The sequence below is a fragment of the Psychroflexus montanilacus genome (genome assembly GCF_020164535.1).
Taxonomy (GTDB): Bacteria; Bacteroidota; Bacteroidia; order Flavobacteriales; family Flavobacteriaceae; genus Psychroflexus; species Psychroflexus montanilacus.
On record NZ_JAIQZC010000001.1, the window covers coordinates 394,755 to 416,547 of the forward strand.

Sequence of the window (21,793 nt, forward strand, 5' to 3'; positions counted from 1 at the left end):
CATAAATTTAAATGCTGGTGTGTTTAAAGTTTTCTAACTCTATTTCAAGTGCTTTAAAAAACACCTCCCAGTGTTTATCCTGAATGCTTAGGGGCGGTAAAATCCTAATTAAGTTGAGGTTCTTGGAACTTCCCGTAAAAATATGCTGGTTGTATAACAGGTTTTTTCTCAGTTCAGCTACAGGAAAATCAAACTCCAGACCCAGCATCAATCCACGACCTTTAATGATTTTTAGTTCTGAAACAGATTCAGCCTGCTTTAAAAAACTCTGGTATCTGACTTTGACATTCTCCATCAACTTCTCCTTTTCTAAAACCTCAAGAACCGCTAAAGCCGCCACGCAAGCCAGATGATTTCCACCAAAGGTAGTGCCGAGCAAACCAAAAGAGACTTTGATATGGGGATGAATGAGGATCCCGCCCACAGGAAATCCGTTGCCCATGCCTTTGGCCATCGAAATTACATCTGGGGTGATGCCGTGTTTCTGAAACGCAAAAAAATCTCCAGACCTGCCAAATCCAGACTGCACCTCATCGGCAATTAAGACCGTATTGTGAGTCTTACAAAGGTGTTCCAAACCCTGATAAAATGCTGTCGTGCTTTGATCCAAACCACCAACGCCCTGAATGCATTCTATAATAACCGCACAGGTCTCATTTTTTGCTAACACCTTTTCTACAACTTCCAAATCTCCAAGCTCAACGAAATCAACGTTCTGCTGAGCATTTAATGGCGAAACGATTTTAGGGTTATCGGTTGCCGCCACTGCCGCTGAAGTTCTACCGTGAAATGAATTTTTAAAGGCTAATATTCTGGATTTTTGATTGTGAAACGAGGCTAACTTTAGCGCATTTTCGTTGGCTTCCGCACCAGAACTGCACAAAAACAGCTGGTAGTCTTTGCAGGATGAAAGTTGGCCGAGTTTATCAGCTAGTTTGACCTGCAAAGGATTCTGAATCGCATTGCTGTAAAAACCCATTTTAGAGACTTGACTTGTTATGGCTTTCACATATGCCGGATGAGAATGTCCTATGGAAATCACAGCATGACCACCATAAAGATCTAAATACGGCGTTTCGTTTTCATCATATACATACATATCCTTTGCATGTTTTGGAGTAATATCAAATAAAGGATAGACATCGAATAGGCTCATGATTTTAGTTTTTTTGAGTTGTCATCTAGAAATAATTCGCTTTAAGTTTTAAGCCTTCACTTTCATCTATTCCAAACATGAGATTCATATTTTGAACAGCCTGTCCTGAAGCACCTTTCAGTAAATTATCCAGAACGCCGGTAATTAATAATTTGTCTTTGTGCTTTAGAAGGTGAAGAAAACAATGATTGGTATTGACCACCTGCTTTAGGTGTAATTCATCTTCAGCAATTGTGGTGAACAAAGCTTCAGTATAAAAATCTCTATACAGCTTCTCGGCCTCTTCCAGAGTTCCATCAAAAGAGGTATAGGTTGAGGCGAAAATTCCGCGTGAGAAATTTCCTCGATTTGGAATGAAATTGATGTCTTTTTCAAAATCGGGTTGCAGTCCTTTTACCGATTCTGAAATTTCGCCTAAATGCTGATGAGAAAACACTTTGTAAGAAGAAAAATTAGTGTCTCTCCAGGCAAAATGAGTTGTGGATGAGGGTGTTGTTCCGGCTCCTGTGGCTCCAGTAACGGCATTAACATGCACATCATCTTCTAATAGATTTTCTTTGGCCAGTGGTAAAAGTGACAACTGAATCGCCGTTGCAAAACAGCCTGGATTGGCAATGTATTGAGCGGATTTGATAGCTACTTTATTCAATTCTGGAAGTCCGTAAACAAAGGTTTTGCCTTGAAATTTGCTATCGGTTTTGAGTCTAAAATCATTGCTTAAGTCAATGATTTTGGTCGTTTTAGAAAACTGATGCTTTTCTGAAAAAGCTTTGGAATTTCCATGTCCCAGACACAAAAACACGACATCCACTTCTGAGTTGATATCAGATGAAAATTGAAGTGGAGTAGCTCCAACTAAATCCTGATGAATTTTACTCACCTTTGAGCCTGACTGAGAGGTGCTAAAAACAAAATCGATTTCTACCTGAGCATGATTCAACAAGAGTCGAATTAGTTCTCCAGCAGTATAACCAGCGCCTCCTATGATTCCAACTTTGATCATGAGTCTGAATTTGTTTGTTGATAGATTTTTTGAGAATTCGCTAAAATTTTAATAAAGCCTTTGGCTTCTTCTGCCGACCAGGCAGAATTATATTCACCGTAACTTCCAAACTTAGAGCTTATCAGATCATTTTCAGATGCAATTCCTTCTAGTTCAAATCGGTAAGGTTTCAAAGTAACGTAAACCTCTCCTGAAACCTTTGTCTGACTACTTTCTAAAAAAGCTTCGATATCTCTCATCACAGGGTCCAGATAGTGGCCTTCATGCAAATGCATACCATAGTAACTCGATAGAAAATCTTTATGCTGAAGCTGCCATTTGGTTAAGGTGTGTTTCTCCAGTAAGTGATGCGCTTTGATGAGAATTAAAGCCGCACTAGCTTCAAAACCCACTCTACCCTTTAGTCCTACGATAGTATCACCAACATGAATATCTCGACCGATGGCAAAAGCTGAAGCCATTTCACTGATTTGTTTGATAAGAGATACAGCATCATTTTTCTGTCCGTTGACAGCAGTTAATTCCCCAGATTTAAAACTTAACTTAAGTTGTTCTGGTTCACTTTTTTGAAGTTGTGAGGGGTAAGCTTCTTCAGGTAAAGCCTGATGAGAGGTCAAAGTTTCATCTCCACCCACACTGGTTCCCCAAAGTCCTTTATTCACCGAATATTTAGATTTCTCCCAGGATAAATCAATTCCGTTGAATTTTAAATATTCGATTTCTTCTTTTCTGGTTAGTTTTTGATCACGGATGGGAGTAATAATTTGAATATCTGGAGCCAGAATCTGAAAAATCATATCAAATCTTACCTGATCGTTTCCTGCACCAGTACTGCCATGAGCAATAAATTTGGCATTGATGTTTTTAGCGTATTTAATAAGTTCAAGCGCCTGAATAATTCGCTCAGCGCTTACCGATAAGGGGTAAGTATTGTTTTTTAGAACATTACCGAAAATGAGATATTTGATGACCTTTTGATAATAGGAATCGGTAGCTTTGATCGTATGATAGGAAGTCACCCCCATTTTGAAGGCGTTTTTTTCGATCTCCTGCAGCTCCTCTTTTGAGAAACCACCTGTATCTACAGATACCGCATGAACTTCGTAACCTTCTTGCGATAAACTTGTGGCACAGTATGAAGTGTCCAGCCCTCCGCTATATGCTAAAACTAATTTTTTCATTTTTTGTTTGTTTTGGAGAAAATTGAATGCTTTATCTTTTTAAGTCGTTCCCAACTTTTTTTACTGATAGTATGCTTTTTGGAATCTGGTGGATGCTTGGCGCGAGGATCATAAATCATCCCTGTACAGAAACACATCTTCCTTTCAGTGCGCTGAAGAACATCGTAATTTTTACAAGATTGGCAACCATCCCAAAAGGACTGATCCTCTGTCAATTCTGAAAAAGTGACCGGTCGGTAGCCTAAGTCGCTATTCATTTTCATCACCGCCAGACCTGTGGTGATGCTAAAGATTTTAGCCCCCGGGTACTTGGCTCTGGAATGCGCAAATATTTTGGCCTTAATTTGCTTTGCCAACCCCTGACCTCTATAGTCGGGATGAACAATGAGACCAGAATTCGCAACAAATTTGCCATGACTCCAGGCTTCGATATAGCAGAATCCAGCGAACTTTTCACCATCCAAAGCGATCACAGCATTTCCATGTTCGAGTTTGGAAATAATATATCTAGGCTGGCGTTTAGCAATGCCTGTCCCTCTTATTTTTGAAGCTTCTTCAATCGTGTCACAAATAAGGTCTGCATACACTGTATGCATAGAATTAGCAATTACAATTTTCATTGTATTGAATTTTTAATTTGAAAAGAATTTGAATTTTATGTTGAAAGTAGAACCGAACACATCTAAGTTCTGTAGAATGAATATGCCCCTAAGGGCGACGGAAGTATGCCTTGCGATAGATCTTATCAATTGAAAAATCGATAAAATTTGAAATGTTATAGAAAAAAGGACTTGCTGTGATCAAAATTGAGAAAAATAAAAATGTTAATACCTAAAGCTATCTAATTCATAAGATTAGCGGCGGCGGCGATTCCCTAAGCTGGGAATATCGAAAACGTTTTTATTTTGTTGAGTAATCATACATCAAATATAAATTAATTATTTACACAACCTATTTAATATCAATTATTTGTTGAAAAAAATTGATCACACTAAAAATTGAAACAAATCAGGTTTGTTATTTAAGTAATCTCCATAAAACTTATTGTCTTTCATGCGTTTGACCAGAGGTTCAAAATCTAACTTGGATTTCAATTCTAAGCCGACCACAGCAGCGCCATTTTCTCGATTGGTTTTCTTGGTGTATTGAAAATAAGTAATGTCGTCTTGGGGACCTAAAATCTCAGCGACAAATTCTCTCAAAGCTCCGGCACGTTGAGGAAACTTGACAATAAAATAATGCTTTAGATCTGCATAAAGCATAGCCCGCTCTTTAATTTCAGCTGTTCTGGTAATGTCATTATTACTCCCACTGATAATGCATACCGCCGTTTTACCTTTTATTTCTTCAGCATAATGCTCAAGCGCCGCAATACTTAAAGCGGCTGCAGGTTCTGCAACGATGGCTTCCTTGTTGTATAAATCCAAAATCGTCTGACAAATATGTCCTTCATCCACTGTGATCATGTCATGTAAATTCTCTTTAGCAATCGAAAAGGTGAGGTCTCCAACTCTTTTCACTGCAGCTCCATCGACAAAATTTTCAATTTTACCAAGTTCGATGTTTTTATCATTTAGAATTGAATTCGACATGGATGGCGCCCCTTTTGGCTCTACACCTATGATTTTGGTGTTTGGAGATAAAAGTTTAAACATTTGGGATAAACCAGAAGCCAGACCACCTCCGCCTACTGGTAGAAACACATAATCGATGCTGTCTTGTCCTATTTGATCCAAAATTTCCAAACCAACTGTCGCCTGACCTTCAATGACTTTAGGATCGTTGAAAGGGTGGATAAACACATTGTTCTCTTCCTTGCATTGCTTCATCGCCGCCGCATACGCATCATCAAAACTATCCCCAACTAACACAATGTCTATAAAGTCCTCACCAAACATCTTCACCTGTTCAATCTTCTGGTTAGGCGTTGGAGACGGCATAAAAATGCTGCCTTTTATTTTAAGCAATTTGCAGGATATAGCAACACCTTGCGCATGATTTCCAGCACTGGCACAAACAATACCTCTGGTGGATTCTTCTTGATTAAGCGAAGACATTTTATTGAAGGCACCGCGAATTTTATAAGATCTTACTTGTTGTAAATCTTCTCTCTTGAAATAAACTTTAGCCTCGTATTGCATAGAATATCTCATATTATAACTCAAAGGAGTCACTATTGACACCCCTTTAAGGTTTTCTGCAGCCACTTTTACATCTTTGAGTTCTGGAAGGTATGTGGTTTTTATTTCCATTACAGCACTACTTTTTCTTTCTCTTCAGACTTCACCGCTTTCATTGCAATCATAGCAGTTCTCAAACGCTTTCCAACCTGTTCTATAGGATGACTTCGTATTTGAGCGTTTACCTCAATAAGTTCTACATTATCAACCTGATTTCCTTCTGAATAGGCTTTTCCTATGACTGAGGTGTCTACTGTTACCATAAAATCCTTTAATAAAGGTTTTGCCGCGTGGTCAAATAAATAACAGCCATATTCTGCAGTATCTGAAATCACACGATTCATTTCAAATAACTTCTTTCTGGCAATAGTATTAGCGATTAGAGGTAACTCATGCAAAGATTCATAATAAGCAGAATCTTCAATGATACCAGCATTTATCATGGTTTCAAAAGCCAGTTCAACGCCAGACTTCACAAAAGCTACAAGTAAAACCGCATGATCAAAATACTCCTGTTCGCTTAGTTCCTCAGACGTTAATTCAGTTTTTTCGAAAGCCGTTTTACCGGTTTCTGCACGCCATCTATGTAAATCTTTGTCATCATTAGCCCAGTCTTCCATCATGGTTTTAGAAAAATGACCAGATATAATGTCGTCCATATGCTTCTCAAATAAAGGCCGTAATATGGTTTTCAATTCTTCAGATAATTGGTGAGCCTTAATTTTTGACGGATTCGACAATCTATCCATCATATTGGTAATCCCGCCGTGTTTTAAAGCTTCAGTAATGGTTTCCCAACCATATTGAATCAGTTTTGCCGCATAACCAGGATCTACATTTTCTTCTACCATCTTATCAAAAGATAAAATCGCGCCAGTTTGCAGTAATCCACACAGAATGGTTTGTTCTCCCATCAAATCACTTTTTACCTCAGCAATAAATGAAGATTCCAGCACTCCTGCCCTATGTCCGCCAGTCGCCACTGCATAGGCTTTGGCCTGCTCCAGACCTATGCCTTCAGGATCGTTTTCCGGGTGCACTGCAATAAGCGTTGGTACACCAAATCCTCGTTTGTATTCCTCACGAACTTCAGTTCCAGGACACTTTGGTGCTACCATAATGACGGTGATATCTTCACGTATCTTCATGCCTTCTTCTACGATATTGAAACCATGAGAATAGCTCAAGGTGGAGCCTTTCTTCATGTGTGGCATCACCGAATTGATCACGTTAGAATGCTGTTTATCTGGGGTAAGATTTAAAACCAAATCTGCTTCAGGTACTAATTCTTCATAAGTTCCCACTTCAAAATGATTTTCTGTAGCATTTTTAAAAGACTCCCGCTGTTCATCAATCGCTGCCTGGCGCAAAGCATAAGAAATATCTAAACCCGAATCTCTCATGTTCAACCCCTGGTTGAGTCCCTGAGCTCCACAACCAATAATCACAATTTTCTTTCCTTCCAGTACTTTTACGCCCTCTTCAAATTCTGAAGAATGCATAAATCTACATTTACCTAGTTGCTCTAATTGTTGTCTTAGTGAAAGTGTGTTAAAATAATTTGACATATTATATGAGGTTAATTTGAAAATGCTTCCAGCATTTTACTTATTTTCATTTCATCTTTAGTAACGGCAATACGCCCTGATCTGGTGAGCTGCATAATGCCAAAAACTTTTAGCTCTCTGTGTAACAATTCAATTTCTTCGGCCCTGCCTGATTTTTCCAGTACAAAAAACTCTTTATTGACGGTCACAATATTCGCGTTGCTTTCTTTGATTATATTTTGAATTTGTCGCTCTTCAAAAAGCAATTCAGATTTTATCTTAAACAGACAAGACTCCTGATAGATGATTTCATCTTCTTTGTGATAATAGGCTTTAATGACTTCAACTTGCTTTTCAATCTGACCTATGATTTTCTTCATTCGGTCTTCTGTTAATTGAACAACAATAGTCCATTTTGAAATGTTTTCAATTTCAGAAACTGAAGAATTGATACTTTCAATATTGATGTGTCTCTTCTGAAAAATTGCCGAAATACGATTAAGCAATCCAATATTGTTTTCAGTATAAATAGAAACGGTGTAGATTTTGTTTTCTTCCATATTATTCTAATCTTATATCTGAAACACTCGCTCCGGCAGGAACCATAGGGAATACATTGTCTTCTTTTTCTACACCAACCTCCAGGAAGTAGGGTCCGTCTGAAGTCATCATTTCTTTCACAGCCTCAGAGAGTTTTTCTCGTTTTGTCACCTTTTGTGCATTTATGTAGTAGCCTTTAGCGATCGCCACAAAATCTGGGTTGGTCATTTCAGTAGAAGCGTAACGCTTATCAAAAAACAGTTGCTGCCATTGCCTTACCATCCCTAAAAATTCGTTATTGAGTACGACAATTTTCAACGGAATTCTTTGTTGAAAGACGGTTCCAAGTTCCTGAATGGTCATTTGATACCCACCATCTCCAATTACCGCCACGACATCCCGATCTGGGGCTGCCATTTTAGCGCCGATAGCCGCTGGCAGTGCAAATCCCATGGTGCCAAGACCTCCAGAGGTGATATTGCTTTTGGTGATATTAAAGTCAGCATAGCGGCAGGCAATCATCTGATGCTGGCCCACATCACTTACAATAGCAGCATTACCATTACTCTGTTTGTTGATTTCTTTCAGCACCTCTCCCATAGTCAAACCCTCTTTGGTAGGGTGAAGGTCGTGTTTGATAACTTTTTCATATTCGATGGTATACAAATCCTTAAATCTTTGATGCCATTCGGAATGGTTTTTCTCTTTTAAATACGGTAGAAGCTGAGTTAAACTTGCTTTAGCATCTCCCAAAACCGCCACATCTGCGTTGACGTTTTTATTAATTTCAGCTGGATCAATTTCAAAATGAATCACTTTAGCCTGCTTGGCGTAAAAGTTCAAATTTCCCGTCACACGATCGTCGAAGCGCATCCCAATCGCTATAAGCACATCGCATTCATTAGTTAAAACATTGGGCGCATAATTTCCATGCATACCAACCATTCCGACATTGAGCGGATGCGATGTTGGTAACGCTGAAGCCCCTAAAATGGTCCAGGCAGAAGGAATGCCAGTTTTTTCAACCACTGCTTTAAAAATAGATTCAGCTTCGCTTAAAATGACTCCCTGTCCCCAAACTATCAATGGCTTTTTGGCTGAATTAATTAATGCCGCAGCTTCTTGAACTTTCTTTTCATCTACCTGAGGAATGGGCTTGTAACTTCGTATGCCGACGCACTTTTGATAGGAAAAATCAAATTCTTCAAATTGAGCATCTTTGGTGATGTCAATCAACACGGGCCCTGGTCTTCCACTTTTGGCAATGTAGAAGGCTTTGGCTAAGACTTTTGGAATGTCTGAAGCTTTTGTGACTTGATGATTCCATTTGGTTACTGGCGTAGAAATCCCGACAATATCAGTTTCCTGGAAAGCATCACTTCCTAATAGCTTTGAATTCACCTGACCTGTAATGCATACCAAGGGTGTAGAATCTATCTGTGCGTCAGCAATACCCGTTATTAAATTGGTTGCGCCTGGACCAGACGTTGCCATAACCACCCCTACCTGACCGGAAATCCTTGCATAACCCTGAGCAGCATGTGTGGCCCCTTGCTCATGTCTGGCCAAAACGTGATGTATTTGATCCTGGTATTGGTGCAACTGATCGTAAACAGGCATAATAGCACCTCCTGGATAACCATACAGGGTCTTTACACCTTCAGCAAGCAAACACTTGATGACTGCTTCACTCCCCGACATTTTCTCTGCCACTAAAGTGTCTTTATTTTCTTCTAATGTAAAATGCTCTCTCATGTTTTATTTTTTTACATGCTACTCCTTCAACTCTATTTCAATTTTAAAATTCATCTGTCACACAACCTCTAGAGGCTGAACTTACAGATCTAGCATATTTATAAAGCACACCTCGCTTAAATTTTAAGGCTGGTGCTTTCCAGGTTTGCCTTCTTTTCTCTAGTTCTTCATCGGATACTTCGAGATTTATAGTATTAGTCTCAGCATCAATGGTGATAAAATCCCCGTCTTTCACCAAAGCAATACTTCCTCCATCCTGAGCTTCCGGGGTGATGTGTCCTACCACAAATCCGTGAGTTCCCCCGGAAAATCTTCCGTCCGTAATGAGGGCTACATCTTTTCCTAAGCCAGCACCCATGATAGCTGCTGTAGGTTTTAGCATCTCCGGCATACCTGGACCGCCCTTAGGTCCTTCGTATCTGATCACCACAACATCACCTTTTTGTACTTTACCTTCTTTGATGCCGTCGTTGGCAGCGTATTCGCCTTCAAAAACCTTAGCTTTACCCCTAAACTGAAGTCCCTCTTTTCCGGTGATTTTAGCGACACTCCCCTCCTCTGCCAGGTTTCCGTAAAGCATTCTCAGATGGCCTGAAATTTTGATAGGCGTTTCTATCGTATGAATGACATCCTGACCTTCCTGTAGATCATCAACATCCAATAAATTTTCTGCTAAAGTTTGTCCTGTCACTGTGAGACATTCTCCATGAAGTAAACCTTTTTTAAGTAGATATTTTAAAACCCCAGGAATTCCTCCCACTTCGTGAAGATCTTCCATCAGGTATTTACCACTAGGTTTTAAGTCCGCTAGAAATGGCGTGTTATCACTGATTTTCTGAAAATCCTGAAGCGTAAAATCTATCTGAGCTGCTCTTGCTATGGCCAAAAAGTGAAGCACGGCATTAGTAGAGCCTCCTAATATGGTGATTAGTCGAATAGCATTTTCAAGCGATTTTCTGGTGATGATGTCTGAAGGCTTGATGTCTTTTTCAATCAATAACCTTAAGGCTTCCCCAGCTTTTATACTTTCCTGTTGTTTCTCTTCACTCAGCGCTGGATTTGAAGAATTGAACGGAAGCGTCATCCCTAAAGCTTCTATAGCAGACGCCATGGTATTGGCGGTATACATACCACCACAGGCTCCTGCGCCTGGACAGGCTTTTTCGATGATAATTTGATATTCAGATTCTTCCAGCGTTCCTGAAACTTTTCCTCCCCAGGCTTCAAAAGCGGAAACAACATCTAGTTTTTTTCCGTTATGGCAACCAGAATCTATGGTTCCGCCATACACCAAAATGCTTGGACGATCAAGACGAATCATAGCCATTAAAGCCCCTGGCATATTTTTGTCGCACCCAACTACAGTAACCAAGCCGTCGTAACTCATGGCTTGCACCACAGTTTCCATTGAATCGGCAATAATATCTCTTGAAGGTAAGGAATAACGCATGCCTGGCGTTCCCATAGAAATGCCATCACTTACTCCAATGGTATTGAAAATCAACCCCACAATATCCGCATTGGCTGTACCTTCTTTTACAAGCTTTGCCAAATCGTTAAGGTGCATATTGCAGGGATTACCTTCGTATCCTGTACTTGCAATACCCACTATAGATTTGTTGAAATCTTCTTTGGTTAAACCAATAGCATGAAGCATGGCTTGAGCTGCTGGCTGTGTAGGGTCTTGAGTAACGGTTTTACTGTATTTATTCAATTCCATTCTTCTGAATTCAGTTTAGGTTCAAAATTAAATTTTAGTGTCTTCTTCAATCCTATTGGAATTGTATCGCTGTTAAATTCAATGCCAGTAATTCAATACTAACTCTCTATTAAACAGAATCTTAACTACTCAATATTGGAATAGTCAATTCCTGAAAAAAAATCGTTTTTTTGGTTAAAAGCTTCAATTTTTCTAAAATGAATTAAATTTCTTCCTCACCTTCAGTTTTATCTGAACACCAAGACGACAGACGAAGTGAACTTTAGGTCTAAAGCTTGATGTCTTAAAACATTGAATTGTGCTGTGGTAAAATCAACAGAGAAAAACTTACTTATGATTACTGAGTAAGATTTGCTTAAGCTCCTCGTAAGTCGAAATAGAAATTGATTTTTTCTTTTGATTCATCACTTTCTGAATTTGAGGCGGAAGATCAATCTTCTCTGGAATGACCTGTTCGACTACATCCAAAAATTTGGTTGGGTGAGCGGTTTCCAGGAAAACACAGTGTGTCTCTGGATGGGATTGTTGATAGGCTTCTGCTGCCAAAAAGCCAATGGCACCGTGCGGATCTGCAGTATAATTATAAGAATTATATAAAGTTTCCATACCTTCTAAAGTTTCTTCATCTGTGAAACTGTAGGAGCTGAGGTGGGATTTTAGAGCTTGAAATTCGTTCTTGAAAATCTCCTGAATTCTCACAAAATTACTAGGATTCCCCACATCCATTGCGTTACTAAGGGTTTGAACCGTTGGCTTGGGGGTGTAATCTTGTGATTTTAAATATTCAGTAACCACCTGATTTTTATTATTGGCCGCAATAAAATGATGGATGGGCAGGCCTAACTGCTGTGCCATAAATCCAGCACAAATATTACCGAAATTGCCACTTGGCACTGAAAAAACAAGCTTGTTGTATTGTTTGTGAAGCTGCTGATATGCAAAAAAGAAATAAAACATTTGTGGCAACCAGCGAGCCACATTGATAGAATTGGCTGAAGTGACCTGAATATGGTCTGTGATGGACTTGTCCAAAAACGCCTGTTTCACCATGTCCTGGCAATCGTCAAACACACCATCCACCTCCAGCGCGGTGATGTTTTGCCCCAAGGTCGTGAGTTGTTTTTCCTGGACTTGGCTTACTTTTCCACTAGGATATAAAATCACGACTTTGATGCCTTCTACGCCTAAAAATCCGTTGGCTACCGCACCCCCAGTATCTCCAGAAGTAGCTACCAAAACGGTGGTTCCTTTCTGCTGATTTTGATTGAAATACCCCAAACATCGCGACATAAATCTGGCACCCACATCCTTAAACGCCATGGTGGGTCCATGAAATAACTCTAAAGATGAAATTTTATCATTGATGTTGACGACAGGAAAATCGAAGCACAGAGTTTCCTCTATGATTTTTTTCAGCTCGACTTCTGGAACCTCTGGAGTTACGAATTGCTTAATGACTTCAAAAGCGATTTCGTTGTGAGATAACTTTGAAATAGAATCAAAAAACGAGGCTGGTAACTTTTCAATAGACGTAGGAAAATACAGGCCTTTGTCTGGAGCCAGACCTTTGATAACGGCTTCCTTAAAAGAAGCGCTTGGAGCTTTATGATTGAGTGAGTAGAAATCCATACCTCTTAATTTTTAACTAATCGTCATTACTTTGATTCCTTCTTTATTGACTTTAGAAACATAGGTTTCAAAGTCAATCTCAGAGTTTTGGTAAACCTCTCTCATGGCTTTTTCTAGAGCGATGGCTGAGGATTCTCCCTTAGCCAGTGCAAACATAGATGGCCCGGAGCCAGAAATGCCATGTCCGAGCGCTCCCGCACTTATAGTCGCTTGTTTGACCTCCTCAAAATGAGGAATCAATTTGCTTCGGTAAGGTTCTGCCACCACATCCTGAAGTGAACGCCGCATCAACTCGTAATCTTGGGTATGCAGCGCATGAACGAGACTTCCCAGATTTGACCACTGCGTGATCGCCTCTTTCATCGAGATGGCTTTGGGCAAAATCGCTCTTGCCTCTGAGGTTTTGATTTCAATCTGAGGATGAATAATAACCGCGTAGAGCTCTTCTGGAGTTGGCAAGTCCAAAATTTCCAAGGGGTCTAAACTTTTCACCAACACAAAACCACCAAAAATAGCTGGTGCTAAATTATCGGCATGTTCGCTCTGACTGGCAATAGCCTCACCTTTCATGGCAAATTGAGTGAGCTGGATTTTGTTATAGGGTCTGCCCAATAATTCATTGATAGCAAACACACTTCCTGCCGCACTCGCCGCACTACTCCCAATGCCGCTCCCAGGTTTGATGCGCTTATAAATTTCGATTTCGAACCCAATATCTGGTTGAAAATCCTTGATTAAAGCCATGGCAGATACTCCCGCCATATTTTTTTCGGTTTCGAAAGGCAAATCGTAGCCTTCGATTTTGGTTATGGAAATTCCTTTTTCTTCAGTAATTCTTACCACCATCTCATCCCCAATATGATCCAGACAAAAGCCTAAAACATCGAAGCCACAAGACACATTGGAAACCGTTCCTGGTGAAAAAATTCTAATTTCTTTCTTCAAAATACCTAAATGATTTTATGTCTATTTGTTGCTTACCCTTATGATGTCTGCAAATAACCCAGAGGCCGTTACATCTGCTCCAGCACCAGCTCCTTTAACGATAATCGGTTGTTCCGGATATCGGTGAGAATAGAACATCACTATATTGTCTTTTCCTTCTAAATTATAAAACGGATGTCCCTGCGGAATTTCCTTAAGGCCTACTTTGGCTTGTCCGTCGTTGAACTCTGCAACGTATTTCAATTGAGAATTATTGGCTTGAGCGGAACTAAATAACTTCTGAAAATGATCTTCGTCTTTGATTAAGGTCTCAAAGAAATCATCTACAGTATTACTTTCCAAATTAGCTTTGGTTAAAAAGGATTCATTAGCAATATCTTCCAAATTCATTTCATAACCGCTTTCTCTGGCGAGGATGAGAATTTTCCTGGCCACATCTATTCCACTTAAATCTATCCTTGGATCGGGTTCTGTAAAACCTTCTTTCTGAGCTTCTTTGACCACATCATGAAATTTAGTCGAACTATTGAAATTATTGAATACAAAATTCAAACTTCCTGAAAGCACAGCCTGTATAGTGGTTACTTTATCCCCAGACGCTACCAGGTTGTTGAGCGTGTCTATTATTGGTAAGCCAGCACCAACATTGGTTTCAAATAAGAAAGAAGCATTGTATTTTTTGGCTAAGTCTTTGAGATTTTTATAATTTTCAAAGTCACTTGAACAGGCAATTTTGTTGCAAGCCACTACAGAAATACTTCTTTTCAAATACTCTGCATACATCTTAGAAACAGCTTCATTTGCGGTGATGTCTATAAAAATGCTGTTTCGTTTGTTGAGCTGAGTAACTTTTTTTAGAAATCCATCTAAGGAAGAGGTTTCTCCGTTTTCCAGATTTTCTTTCCAATTGACTAAATCTATTCCGTCTTCATCAAAATACATTTTCTTGGAATTGGAAATGCCGATCACTCTCAAATTTATTCGCAGTTCGTTTTTTAGGAATTTACGTTGCTGTTCAATCTGAGACAGCAAACGCTGACCCACATTTCCAACGCCCGTAACAAACACATTGAGCTGTTTGGTTTTGACTTCAAAGAAAGATTCATGTAGTGAGTTCAAGGCTTTTTTGACATCCTTTTGAAAAATAACTGCCGAAATATTTTTTTCTGAAGCACCCTGAGCGATAGCTCTTACATTGATATTATTTTTCCCTAAAGCACTGAACATTTTACCGCTGATGCCCTGGTGATTCTTCATGCGATCACCGACTAAAGCAACGATAGACATGTCTTTTTCAACACTTACAGGTCGTATTTTTCGGGTTGAGATTTCGTATTCGAAACACTCGTTCACGGAAGTTACCGCTAAATCGGCATCAGACTCTGAAATTCCAAAACAAATAGAATGTTCTGAGGAGGCCTGAGTAATGAAAATCACATTAATCTTTTCCAGAGCCAAAACTTCAAACAAACGTTTTGAAAATCCGGGAATACCTACCATTCCGTTACCTTCCAGAGTTAGTAATGCAATATCATCTACACTTGTGATGCCACTTACACTTCCAGAGGTTGTACTTACATGAGTTTTAATTAACGTCCCTTTATCTTCAGGTTTTAAAGTGTTTTTGATGAGGATTGGGATTTCAGAATCTAAAGCTGGCTGAACTGTAGGCGGGAACAATACTTTCGCTCCAAAATGAGACAATTCCATGGCTTCCTGATAAGATAAAACCTCGATAGGAACCGCTTGTTTTACCAACTTTGGGTTTGCTGTGTACATGCCGCTGACATCGGTCCAAATTTCCAGCTGCTTAACTTTAAGTGCAGCGGCAACAATGGAAGCCGTAAAATCTGAACCTCCACGACCTAAAGTCGTGATTTCGCCAAGATTTGATTTTGATACGAACCCAGGCAATATGGTGAGTTGAGCCGGTGTTTTGAAGTAGGCTTTTATATTGCTATTGGTGGCAAAGTAATTGACTTCGGCTTTGGTAAAATTGGAATTGGTTACAATCAAATTCTGACTATTCTTTCGCACGGCATCAATTCCCTTTCGTTTAGCAACTTCAGTAATGATAAAAGAAGACATCAATTCTCCAAAACTTGTGAGTTTATCTGATGTTTTTGGAGTCAACTCATTAATGAGATAAATGCCATTCAGAAGGTTTTTAAGATAGCTTAGCTCCTCATTGAGATAATTTAAAACCGTATCCTTTTCATTAGGAATCAGTTCTGAAACAATTGAAAGATGAATGGTCTTAATATTTTCAAATTCGGTGATATAATCTTCATCTTTGGCTAAAGCCAGCTGACCAGCGTTTAAGAGTTTATCTGTAATACCTCCTACTGCAGACACTACACCAATTACATTTCCGTTTTTTGCATACCGATCGAGTATATCGACTACCTGACGGATTCGCTTTGCACTCCCTACTGAAGAACCTCCAAATTTTAATACCTCCATTTTTCTTGATTTTAATTCACACTAAGCATTTTTAGTTAAAAATAGTTAAAATACCTTACAAATGACGACATATTTATTTTGAAACAAAAGACACTTTAATCTTTTTCTCTAAAATTAAATAGTTGATAATTCAATCATTGATTTAATATCAAAATTGCATTTTAAAAACCAGATCCTGATTATTTTCTAATATCAAATTCAATAGAAAGATTCCTAATTCAATTTAAACTTAAGGCATCTTTTACTTAAATTGCTATTTTTAACCATTACCATAAAATCATCACCTATGAAAATCATATACTACTTCAGCATCCTTGCCTTAGTTGTTTCTTGCAAAAACACGACTAAAGAAAAGACTGAAAAAACCTCTGCTGAAGCTGAATCAGTTGAAAAGAATAACTCTAATGTCAAATTTAAGGACGTTGAAAAATTAGCTGGCGATTTTGTGTTTACTGAAGGCCCAGCAGTGGATGCCGATGGAAATGTTTATTTCACAGACATACCTGAAAATAAAATTTACGTTTGGACTACAGAAAATGAGCTTGAAACCTTTAAGGAAAATACAGGTGGCGCTAATGGATTATATTTTGACCAGGATGGAAATCTTTTGCTCTGTGAAGGTCAAGAGGGGCGAATCCTTTCCATTGCTCCAGATGGAACGGAGTCCCAAGTGGCCACAGAATATATGGGTAAGCGCTTCAATCAGCCAAATGATATATGGGCTGATGGGAAAGGCGGCGCTTATTTTACGGATCCTAAATACAGTAATGATCTTGAACTCCCTCAAGAAAGCATGCAGGTGTATCATGTGAACTCCAAGCGGGATAAGGTAAGGAGAGTGACGGAAGACTTGGTAAAACCCAATGGATTGATTGGAACTCCAGATGGCAAAACCTTATATATCACTGATCCTGGCGCTGGTAAAACTTACAAATACAGCATTGAGAATGATGGGTCTTTATCGGACAAATCCTTATTTGTAGATGTGAGTGGTGATGGAATGACTATCGATACTGAATGCAATATCTATCTGACTACCGACGGGAAGAAGGCGATTGACATCTTTTCTACTGAAGGTGAATTGATAGCTTCTGTAAGCATTCCAGAACAACCTGCTAATGTGTGTTTTGGAGGAAAAGATATGAATGATCTTTATATCACAGCCCGAACTTCATTGTACAGAGTTAAGTTGAATAAAAAAGGAGTAAGATAAAAAAGCTGTCTCAATACACATTTTTTTGTCTTTCTGAATTTGCCTGACTGCATCAAGCAGGCATGATTATTTCAGAATCTTAAATAATTGATTATCAATTTATATTTAAACCTTGAAACTCCCGAAGCGTGGCAACAAGGTCACCATTTAATGTTTTTAGACAGCTTGTTTAATAAAATCAGAATTCCTATGGTTTTAAAACCACTCGGAATCTTGATTCGTTGTTGATCATTCTATCGTAAGCTTCTTTCACGTGATCCAGACTGTATTCTTCGATCATGGTTTCAGTATGAAATAAAGCACTGAAATTCAAAGTATCTTCAGAATCGGTTGGCGTTCCACTTGGCCAGCCTGCTACAGATTTTCTTCCCATCAGCATTTCCATTGGACTTACTTCAACAGGTTCTGGAGTTGCGCCAACCATCAATAATTTACCATCGATACCAAGTCCACCTATAACGGATGTCATAGCTTTACCGCTTGGTGCTGTTCCTAATATTAATTTTGCGCCACCTAATTCTTGAAGTCTTTTGGCGGCATCTTCAGATTTTGCATTGATAAAGTGATGTGCACCCAACTTAGTCGCTAATTCCTTTTTATCATCACTGGTGGAAATGGCAACCGTTTTCATTCCCATTTTGTGAGCATACTGAATGGCCAAATGACCTAAACCGCCAATACCTTGTATAGCAACCAAGTCTCCGGCTACAATTCCTGAATTTCTTAAGGCGTTGAACACAGTGATACCTGCACACAAAAGCGGTGCGGCCTGTTCAGATTTCAGTTCATCCGGAACTGCGACTAGAGCTTCCTGTGGAGCACACATATATTCGGCGTAACCTCCATCATAAGAAATACCACTCACTTTGGCATTTTCACAGGAAATAAAATCTCCTCTTCTACAAGGTTCACATTCAAAACAATGTCCGCCATGCCAGCCCACTCCTACACGCTGACCTTTGTTCCATATATTTACATGATCGCCAGCTTCTTCTACAATTCCTATCACTTCATGACCTGGAACTCTAGGGTATTCCAAACCTGGGAATGTACCATCCTTTACAAACGCGTCTGAATGACAAATGCCGCAAGCCTGAACTTTAATTAAAACTTCGTTTGCTTTTGGGGACGGTTTATCGATATCTACGATATGAAACTCTCCCTTTGCTTCTTTTATTTGTGCTGCTTTCATTCTAAAAAATTTTATTGATTAATAACTTAATGATCTTAATAAAAATAAGTGGTGATCTATCACACCTCTCAACCCAATGAAAATATCCTGAGTAACTAAATCCTTTTCCGAAGTGTTTTGAATTCTTTCTCCTAATCTTTTTGATAAAGTCCCATACCTCTTTATCAAAAATTTCACTGATTCATGATCTTTGGAATATTCTGAAGAATAGGCTTTCAAACCAGATTTTTCGGAAACATTCTTAGGGTTACCATCTGCTGATTGACCTAAAGCGAGTTTACGCTCAGCAACAATATCCACTTGACCGGCCAATTCAGTGTAAAATTCCTCTGTCAGTTCGTGAATAGATATGAAATGAGGGCCTTTGGTATTCCAATGCATTTGCTGTAATGCATGGTACTGATCGATTAACTCATGTAAAGTTTGCTGAAGCAAATCTGAAGAAGAATTTCTTACCTCTTCAGTTTGAGGAACATTTGATTTGACATTTTCAAATTCAAAATTGGATTGAGCATGAATTGTTATAGAAATAAATAGTAAACAAATAAATACAGTTCTAATTATCATAATTTTTATTTTCAATTTATGATAAATAGAACTGTTTTAAGTTAATAAGACTTTAAAGTCTTGAATTTTAAATATTTTAATTAGTAATTTATTTTTTAGAAAGACTAGCAACTTCTCCTAAAGTGACCTGATTGTAATCATTTTTTTCGTTTCCAAAACTGTGCATGACATAATTCATCACGTCAGCTACTTCACGATCTGATAAGCCCATTGAGGTCATGTTATTATTGTAAGTTTTACCATTGACTTCAATTTCTCCTTTTAGTCCATATTTGACTGACTTAATACTTTCAGTTCTTTTCTCTGAAAGCCAATTGGAATCTGCCAGTGGTGGATAGATACCTTCAACACCTTCTCCTTTGCTTAAATGGCAACGCATACAAAATTCAGAGTAAATACCTTCACCATCTGATATACTTTGCTGCAGGTTTTTTTCTTGTAAGATTTCCTCATAAGTAAAAGTTGCTTCAGTTTCAAAACCATTGATTAAATAGCCAAAAATAACAATTACAGGAATCAAATAAAATTTCATAAAGTTATGACTTAGGTAGCATTTTAACTATTCCTACACCCTCTACACCAACATAAATAAAACCATCTGTGCTTTGTTTTACACTTCGTATTCTTCCAATTTTATCCAGAAGTTTTTCTCTTTTCTGAACACCATTTTCACCAATAGCTAAATGTTCTAAATATTGAAATTTTAAAGATCCAGCTAGAATATTACCTTTTAGCTCAGGGTATTTATCTGAGGTTACAAAAGTCATCCCGCTTGGAGCAATTGAAGGAACCCAGTAATAATAAGGGTCTTCCATTTCTGGTCTAGAGGTTTCATCTGTAAGTTCCGTTCCGTCATAATTGATTCCGTAACTCACTACTGGCCAGCCATAGTTAGCGCCTTTCTTAATGATGTTGATTTCATCTCCACCTCTTGGTCCATGTTCATGAACCCAAATTTCTCCAGATTCTGGATGAATTTCCATTCCCTGTGGGTTTCTATGCCCGTACGAGTAAATTGCCTTTTTAGCGTTTTCTTCGTTATAAAATGGATTATCCTCAGGAATGGAGCCGTCTTCATGAAATCTGTAAATCTTGCCACCATCCCTAGTGATATCCTGTGGATTTTCATCTCTAGCTCCTCTTTCACCGATGGACATGTACAAATAACCATCTCTATCAAATTCCAATCGACTTCCAAAGTGAACCCCTTTAGTAGTATTGGGACCGGCTTTGTAAAGGGTTTCCATATTTGAGATTTGACCATTTTGAAATTCAGCTCTTACTAAGGCAGTATGACCACCTTCTTCATCCCCTTCAGTTGAAGCATGAGTCAAATATATCCAAGGCTTCTGAGGATATTCTGGATGAATTTTTACATCGAGAAGGCCTCCTTGACCTCTATTGTAAACGTTTGGGATCTCAGCAACTTTAGCGGTATTACCGTCTTTATGATAGTACAATTGTCCTTCTTTGGATGTTGCTAAAAAGCTTCCATCTTCAAAAAAATCCATGCCCCAGGTAATTTCGATATCATCGATTATAACTTCATGAGAGTAATCTGTTTCTAAAGATTCTATAGTATTGTCTTCTTGAGCACAGGCGAAAAATCCTGTACATAAAATAACTGCGGTGAATGCTTTGATGTTCATAGATATAAAATTTTGTGTAATTTCTTAAAATGAAAAGTAAATAAGGCTGAATTATGAAAAATTTATTTTTTAGTTTCAAGCAGTTCTACTTTTTCTTGAAGTTCTCGTATGGTTTCTTCCTGGTCATCTATAATTTTTTTACTATTAAAGTAAAGAAAAACAGCCAGCAAGGCACTTAAAACAAAGAGATAAAGGTATATATTTTTAGCCATTACACATCTATTTGAAGATTATCATAAGCCAAAAACATTCCATCAGGCAGCTCTTTTTGAACTTCTTCATGAAATCCCATGTGGTGGCTCAGGTGAGTAAAATACGCTTTTTCAGGCTTTAAATAATTCACTACATCTATAGCCTGCTCTAGATTAAGGTGAGACCTATGCTCTTCCTTTCTCAATGCATTCAGCACTAAAGTTTTTACCCCCTTAAGTTTATTGAGTTCTTCATCAGGAATTACTTTTGCATCTGTCACATAGGCGAAATCTCCAAATCTAAACCCATAAACCTGAAGCTCTGGATGATACACATTCATAGGAATCACCTCTTTATTGCCCAAAATAAACGGAGAATCATCGATAATATTCGTATCCATAGTAGGAGCTCCTGGATATTTATTCTCGGTTTCAAACACATATTCAAACCTGTGTTTCAAGCTTTCTAAAACACGTTTATGACTATAAATAGAAATGTTTCCCTGTCTGAAATAAAATGGTCTTACGTCATCCAGGCCTATAACGTGATCATTGTGTTCATGAGTATAGAGAATACCATCGATTTTCTTTACATTATTAGCTAACATTTGCTGTCTAAAATCTGGACCGCAATCAATAACATAGGTGTAGTTATCCCACTCCAGCAAAGCTGAAACTCTCAGTCTTTTATCCCTGGGGTCTTTACTTAAGCAAACTGGATGCTCACTTCCTATAATAGGAACACCTTGAGATGTTCCTGTTCCTAAAAATGTTACCTTCAAAACGTTATTTTTGATACAAAACTATAGTTTTTTTTTCTTAAGCTATGACTATATATTACATTTGTTTAGAGTTTAAAAAC

The 21,793-nt window shown here is 38.5% G+C and carries 19 protein-coding genes; 1 reads left to right on the forward strand and 18 read right to left on the reverse strand.

The features are described 5' to 3' along the window. Window positions 1–7: 7 nt before the first annotated feature. The 12 genes from LB454_RS01895 to thrA form a co-directional block, all read right to left on the reverse strand. Window positions 8–1,156, reverse strand: coding sequence for an aspartate aminotransferase family protein (locus LB454_RS01895; RefSeq protein ID WP_224462618.1), 1,149 nt, complete (start codon window positions 1,154–1,156; stop codon window positions 8–10). A 25-nt stretch (window positions 1,157–1,181) separates the two neighbouring features. Then, window positions 1,182–2,159: an N-acetyl-gamma-glutamyl-phosphate reductase gene (gene argC / locus LB454_RS01900; RefSeq protein ID WP_224462619.1), complete on the reverse strand. Its 978-nt coding sequence runs from the start codon at window positions 2,157–2,159 to the stop codon at window positions 1,182–1,184. Then, complete coding sequence (gene argG / locus LB454_RS01905; RefSeq protein ID WP_224462620.1) at window positions 2,156–3,340, reverse strand: argininosuccinate synthase; 1,185 nt, start codon at window positions 3,338–3,340, stop codon at window positions 2,156–2,158. The genes argC and argG overlap by 4 nt, the downstream gene beginning before the upstream one ends. Further along, entirely contained in the window at window positions 3,337–3,960 is a 624-nt protein-coding gene (locus tag LB454_RS01910; protein ID WP_224462621.1) for a GNAT family N-acetyltransferase, read from the reverse strand. The genes argG and LB454_RS01910 overlap by 4 nt, the downstream gene beginning before the upstream one ends. Window positions 3,961–4,326: 366 nt before the next feature. Next, on the reverse strand, window positions 4,327–5,592 hold the full coding sequence (gene ilvA / locus LB454_RS01915; protein WP_224462622.1) for a threonine ammonia-lyase IlvA: 1,266 nt from the start codon (window positions 5,590–5,592) through the stop codon (window positions 4,327–4,329). Further along, the gene (ilvC, locus tag LB454_RS01920) at window positions 5,592–7,088 is read right to left on the reverse strand and encodes a ketol-acid reductoisomerase (RefSeq protein ID WP_224462623.1); all 1,497 of its coding nucleotides are present in this window, start codon (window positions 7,086–7,088) and stop codon (window positions 5,592–5,594) included. Before ilvC ends, ilvA begins: the two co-directional genes overlap by 1 nt. A gap of 11 nt (window positions 7,089–7,099) precedes the next feature. Next, a complete protein-coding gene (ilvN, locus tag LB454_RS01925; protein WP_224462624.1) occupies window positions 7,100–7,627 on the reverse strand; it encodes an acetolactate synthase small subunit in 528 nt (175 codons plus the stop codon). Window position 7,628: 1 nt separating this feature from the next. Then, entirely contained in the window at window positions 7,629–9,362 is a 1,734-nt protein-coding gene (gene ilvB, locus LB454_RS01930; RefSeq protein ID WP_224462625.1) for a biosynthetic-type acetolactate synthase large subunit, read from the reverse strand. A gap of 43 nt (window positions 9,363–9,405) precedes the next feature. Further along, on the reverse strand, window positions 9,406–11,082 hold the full coding sequence (gene ilvD, locus LB454_RS01935) for a dihydroxy-acid dehydratase (RefSeq protein ID WP_224462626.1): 1,677 nt from the start codon (window positions 11,080–11,082) through the stop codon (window positions 9,406–9,408). A gap of 327 nt (window positions 11,083–11,409) precedes the next feature. Next, on the reverse strand, window positions 11,410–12,711 hold the full coding sequence (gene thrC, locus LB454_RS01940) for a threonine synthase (protein ID WP_224462627.1): 1,302 nt from the start codon (window positions 12,709–12,711) through the stop codon (window positions 11,410–11,412). Between the two features lie 12 nt (window positions 12,712–12,723). Then, window positions 12,724–13,656: a homoserine kinase gene (locus LB454_RS01945; protein WP_224462628.1), complete on the reverse strand. Its 933-nt coding sequence runs from the start codon at window positions 13,654–13,656 to the stop codon at window positions 12,724–12,726. A gap of 21 nt (window positions 13,657–13,677) precedes the next feature. Continuing rightward, on the reverse strand, window positions 13,678–16,119 hold the full coding sequence (thrA, locus tag LB454_RS01950; protein WP_224462629.1) for a bifunctional aspartate kinase/homoserine dehydrogenase I: 2,442 nt from the start codon (window positions 16,117–16,119) through the stop codon (window positions 13,678–13,680). Window positions 16,120–16,405: 286 nt separating this feature from the next. Between thrA and LB454_RS01955 the strand changes: the two genes are divergently transcribed. Next, a complete protein-coding gene (locus LB454_RS01955) occupies window positions 16,406–17,332 on the forward strand; it encodes an SMP-30/gluconolactonase/LRE family protein (RefSeq protein WP_224462630.1) in 927 nt (308 codons plus the stop codon). Window positions 17,333–17,519: 187 nt separating this feature from the next. Here LB454_RS01955 and LB454_RS01960 read toward each other — a convergent pair whose 3' ends face one another. The 6 genes from LB454_RS01960 to LB454_RS01985 all read right to left on the reverse strand — a co-directional run bounded on the left by LB454_RS01960 (window position 17,520) and on the right by LB454_RS01985 (window position 21,713). Next, window positions 17,520–18,524 (reverse strand): alcohol dehydrogenase, encoded by a 1,005-nt coding sequence (locus LB454_RS01960; protein WP_224462631.1) that lies wholly within the window; start codon window positions 18,522–18,524, stop codon window positions 17,520–17,522. A gap of 18 nt (window positions 18,525–18,542) precedes the next feature. Beyond that, a complete protein-coding gene (locus LB454_RS01965) occupies window positions 18,543–19,091 on the reverse strand; it encodes a Dps family protein (RefSeq protein WP_224462632.1) in 549 nt (182 codons plus the stop codon). Between the two features lie 88 nt (window positions 19,092–19,179). Further along, window positions 19,180–19,623 (reverse strand): c-type cytochrome, encoded by a 444-nt coding sequence (locus tag LB454_RS01970; protein ID WP_224462633.1) that lies wholly within the window; start codon window positions 19,621–19,623, stop codon window positions 19,180–19,182. 4 nt (window positions 19,624–19,627) lie between these two features. Beyond that, a complete protein-coding gene (locus LB454_RS01975; RefSeq protein WP_224462634.1) occupies window positions 19,628–20,740 on the reverse strand; it encodes a PQQ-dependent sugar dehydrogenase in 1,113 nt (370 codons plus the stop codon). A gap of 62 nt (window positions 20,741–20,802) precedes the next feature. After that, window positions 20,803–20,952: a hypothetical protein gene (locus tag LB454_RS01980; RefSeq protein ID WP_224462635.1), complete on the reverse strand. Its 150-nt coding sequence runs from the start codon at window positions 20,950–20,952 to the stop codon at window positions 20,803–20,805. Further along, window positions 20,952–21,713 carry an MBL fold metallo-hydrolase gene (locus tag LB454_RS01985; RefSeq protein ID WP_224462636.1) on the reverse strand — a complete coding sequence of 254 codons (762 nt, stop codon included), beginning with the start codon at window positions 21,711–21,713 and terminating at the stop codon, window positions 20,952–20,954. The genes LB454_RS01980 and LB454_RS01985 overlap by 1 nt, the downstream gene beginning before the upstream one ends. Window positions 21,714–21,793 lie beyond the last annotated feature (80 nt).

Bases quoted from the DNA above. Each gene is read 5' to 3' on its own strand.
- LB454_RS01895 (WP_224462618.1), bottom strand. From the start codon at position 1,156: ATGAGCCTATTCGATGTCTATCCTTTATTTGATATTACTCCAAAACAT.
- argC (WP_224462619.1), bottom strand. From the start codon at position 2,159: ATGATCAAAGTTGGAATCATAGGAGGCGCTGGTTATACTGCTGGAGAA.
- argG (WP_224462620.1), bottom strand. From the start codon at position 3,340: ATGAAAAAATTAGTTTTAGCATATAGCGGAGGGCTGGACACTTCATAC.
- LB454_RS01910 (WP_224462621.1), bottom strand. From the start codon at position 3,960: ATGAAAATTGTAATTGCTAATTCTATGCATACAGTGTATGCAGACCTT.
- ilvA (WP_224462622.1), bottom strand. From the start codon at position 5,592: ATGGAAATAAAAACCACATACCTTCCAGAACTCAAAGATGTAAAAGTG.
- ilvC (WP_224462623.1), bottom strand. From the start codon at position 7,088: ATGTCAAATTATTTTAACACACTTTCACTAAGACAACAATTAGAGCAA.
- ilvN (WP_224462624.1), bottom strand. From the start codon at position 7,627: ATGGAAGAAAACAAAATCTACACCGTTTCTATTTATACTGAAAACAAT.
- ilvB (WP_224462625.1), bottom strand. From the start codon at position 9,362: ATGAGAGAGCATTTTACATTAGAAGAAAATAAAGACACTTTAGTGGCA.
- ilvD (WP_224462626.1), bottom strand. From the start codon at position 11,082: ATGGAATTGAATAAATACAGTAAAACCGTTACTCAAGACCCTACACAG.
- thrC (WP_224462627.1), bottom strand. From the start codon at position 12,711: ATGGATTTCTACTCACTCAATCATAAAGCTCCAAGCGCTTCTTTTAAG.
- thrA (WP_224462629.1), bottom strand. From the start codon at position 16,119: ATGGAGGTATTAAAATTTGGAGGTTCTTCAGTAGGGAGTGCAAAGCGA.
- LB454_RS01955 (WP_224462630.1), top strand. From the start codon at position 16,406: ATGAAAATCATATACTACTTCAGCATCCTTGCCTTAGTTGTTTCTTGC.
- LB454_RS01960 (WP_224462631.1), bottom strand. From the start codon at position 18,524: ATGAAAGCAGCACAAATAAAAGAAGCAAAGGGAGAGTTTCATATCGTA.
- LB454_RS01965 (WP_224462632.1), bottom strand. From the start codon at position 19,091: ATGATAATTAGAACTGTATTTATTTGTTTACTATTTATTTCTATAACA.
- LB454_RS01970 (WP_224462633.1), bottom strand. From the start codon at position 19,623: ATGAAATTTTATTTGATTCCTGTAATTGTTATTTTTGGCTATTTAATC.
- LB454_RS01975 (WP_224462634.1), bottom strand. From the start codon at position 20,740: ATGAACATCAAAGCATTCACCGCAGTTATTTTATGTACAGGATTTTTC.
- LB454_RS01980 (WP_224462635.1), bottom strand. From the start codon at position 20,952: ATGGCTAAAAATATATACCTTTATCTCTTTGTTTTAAGTGCCTTGCTG.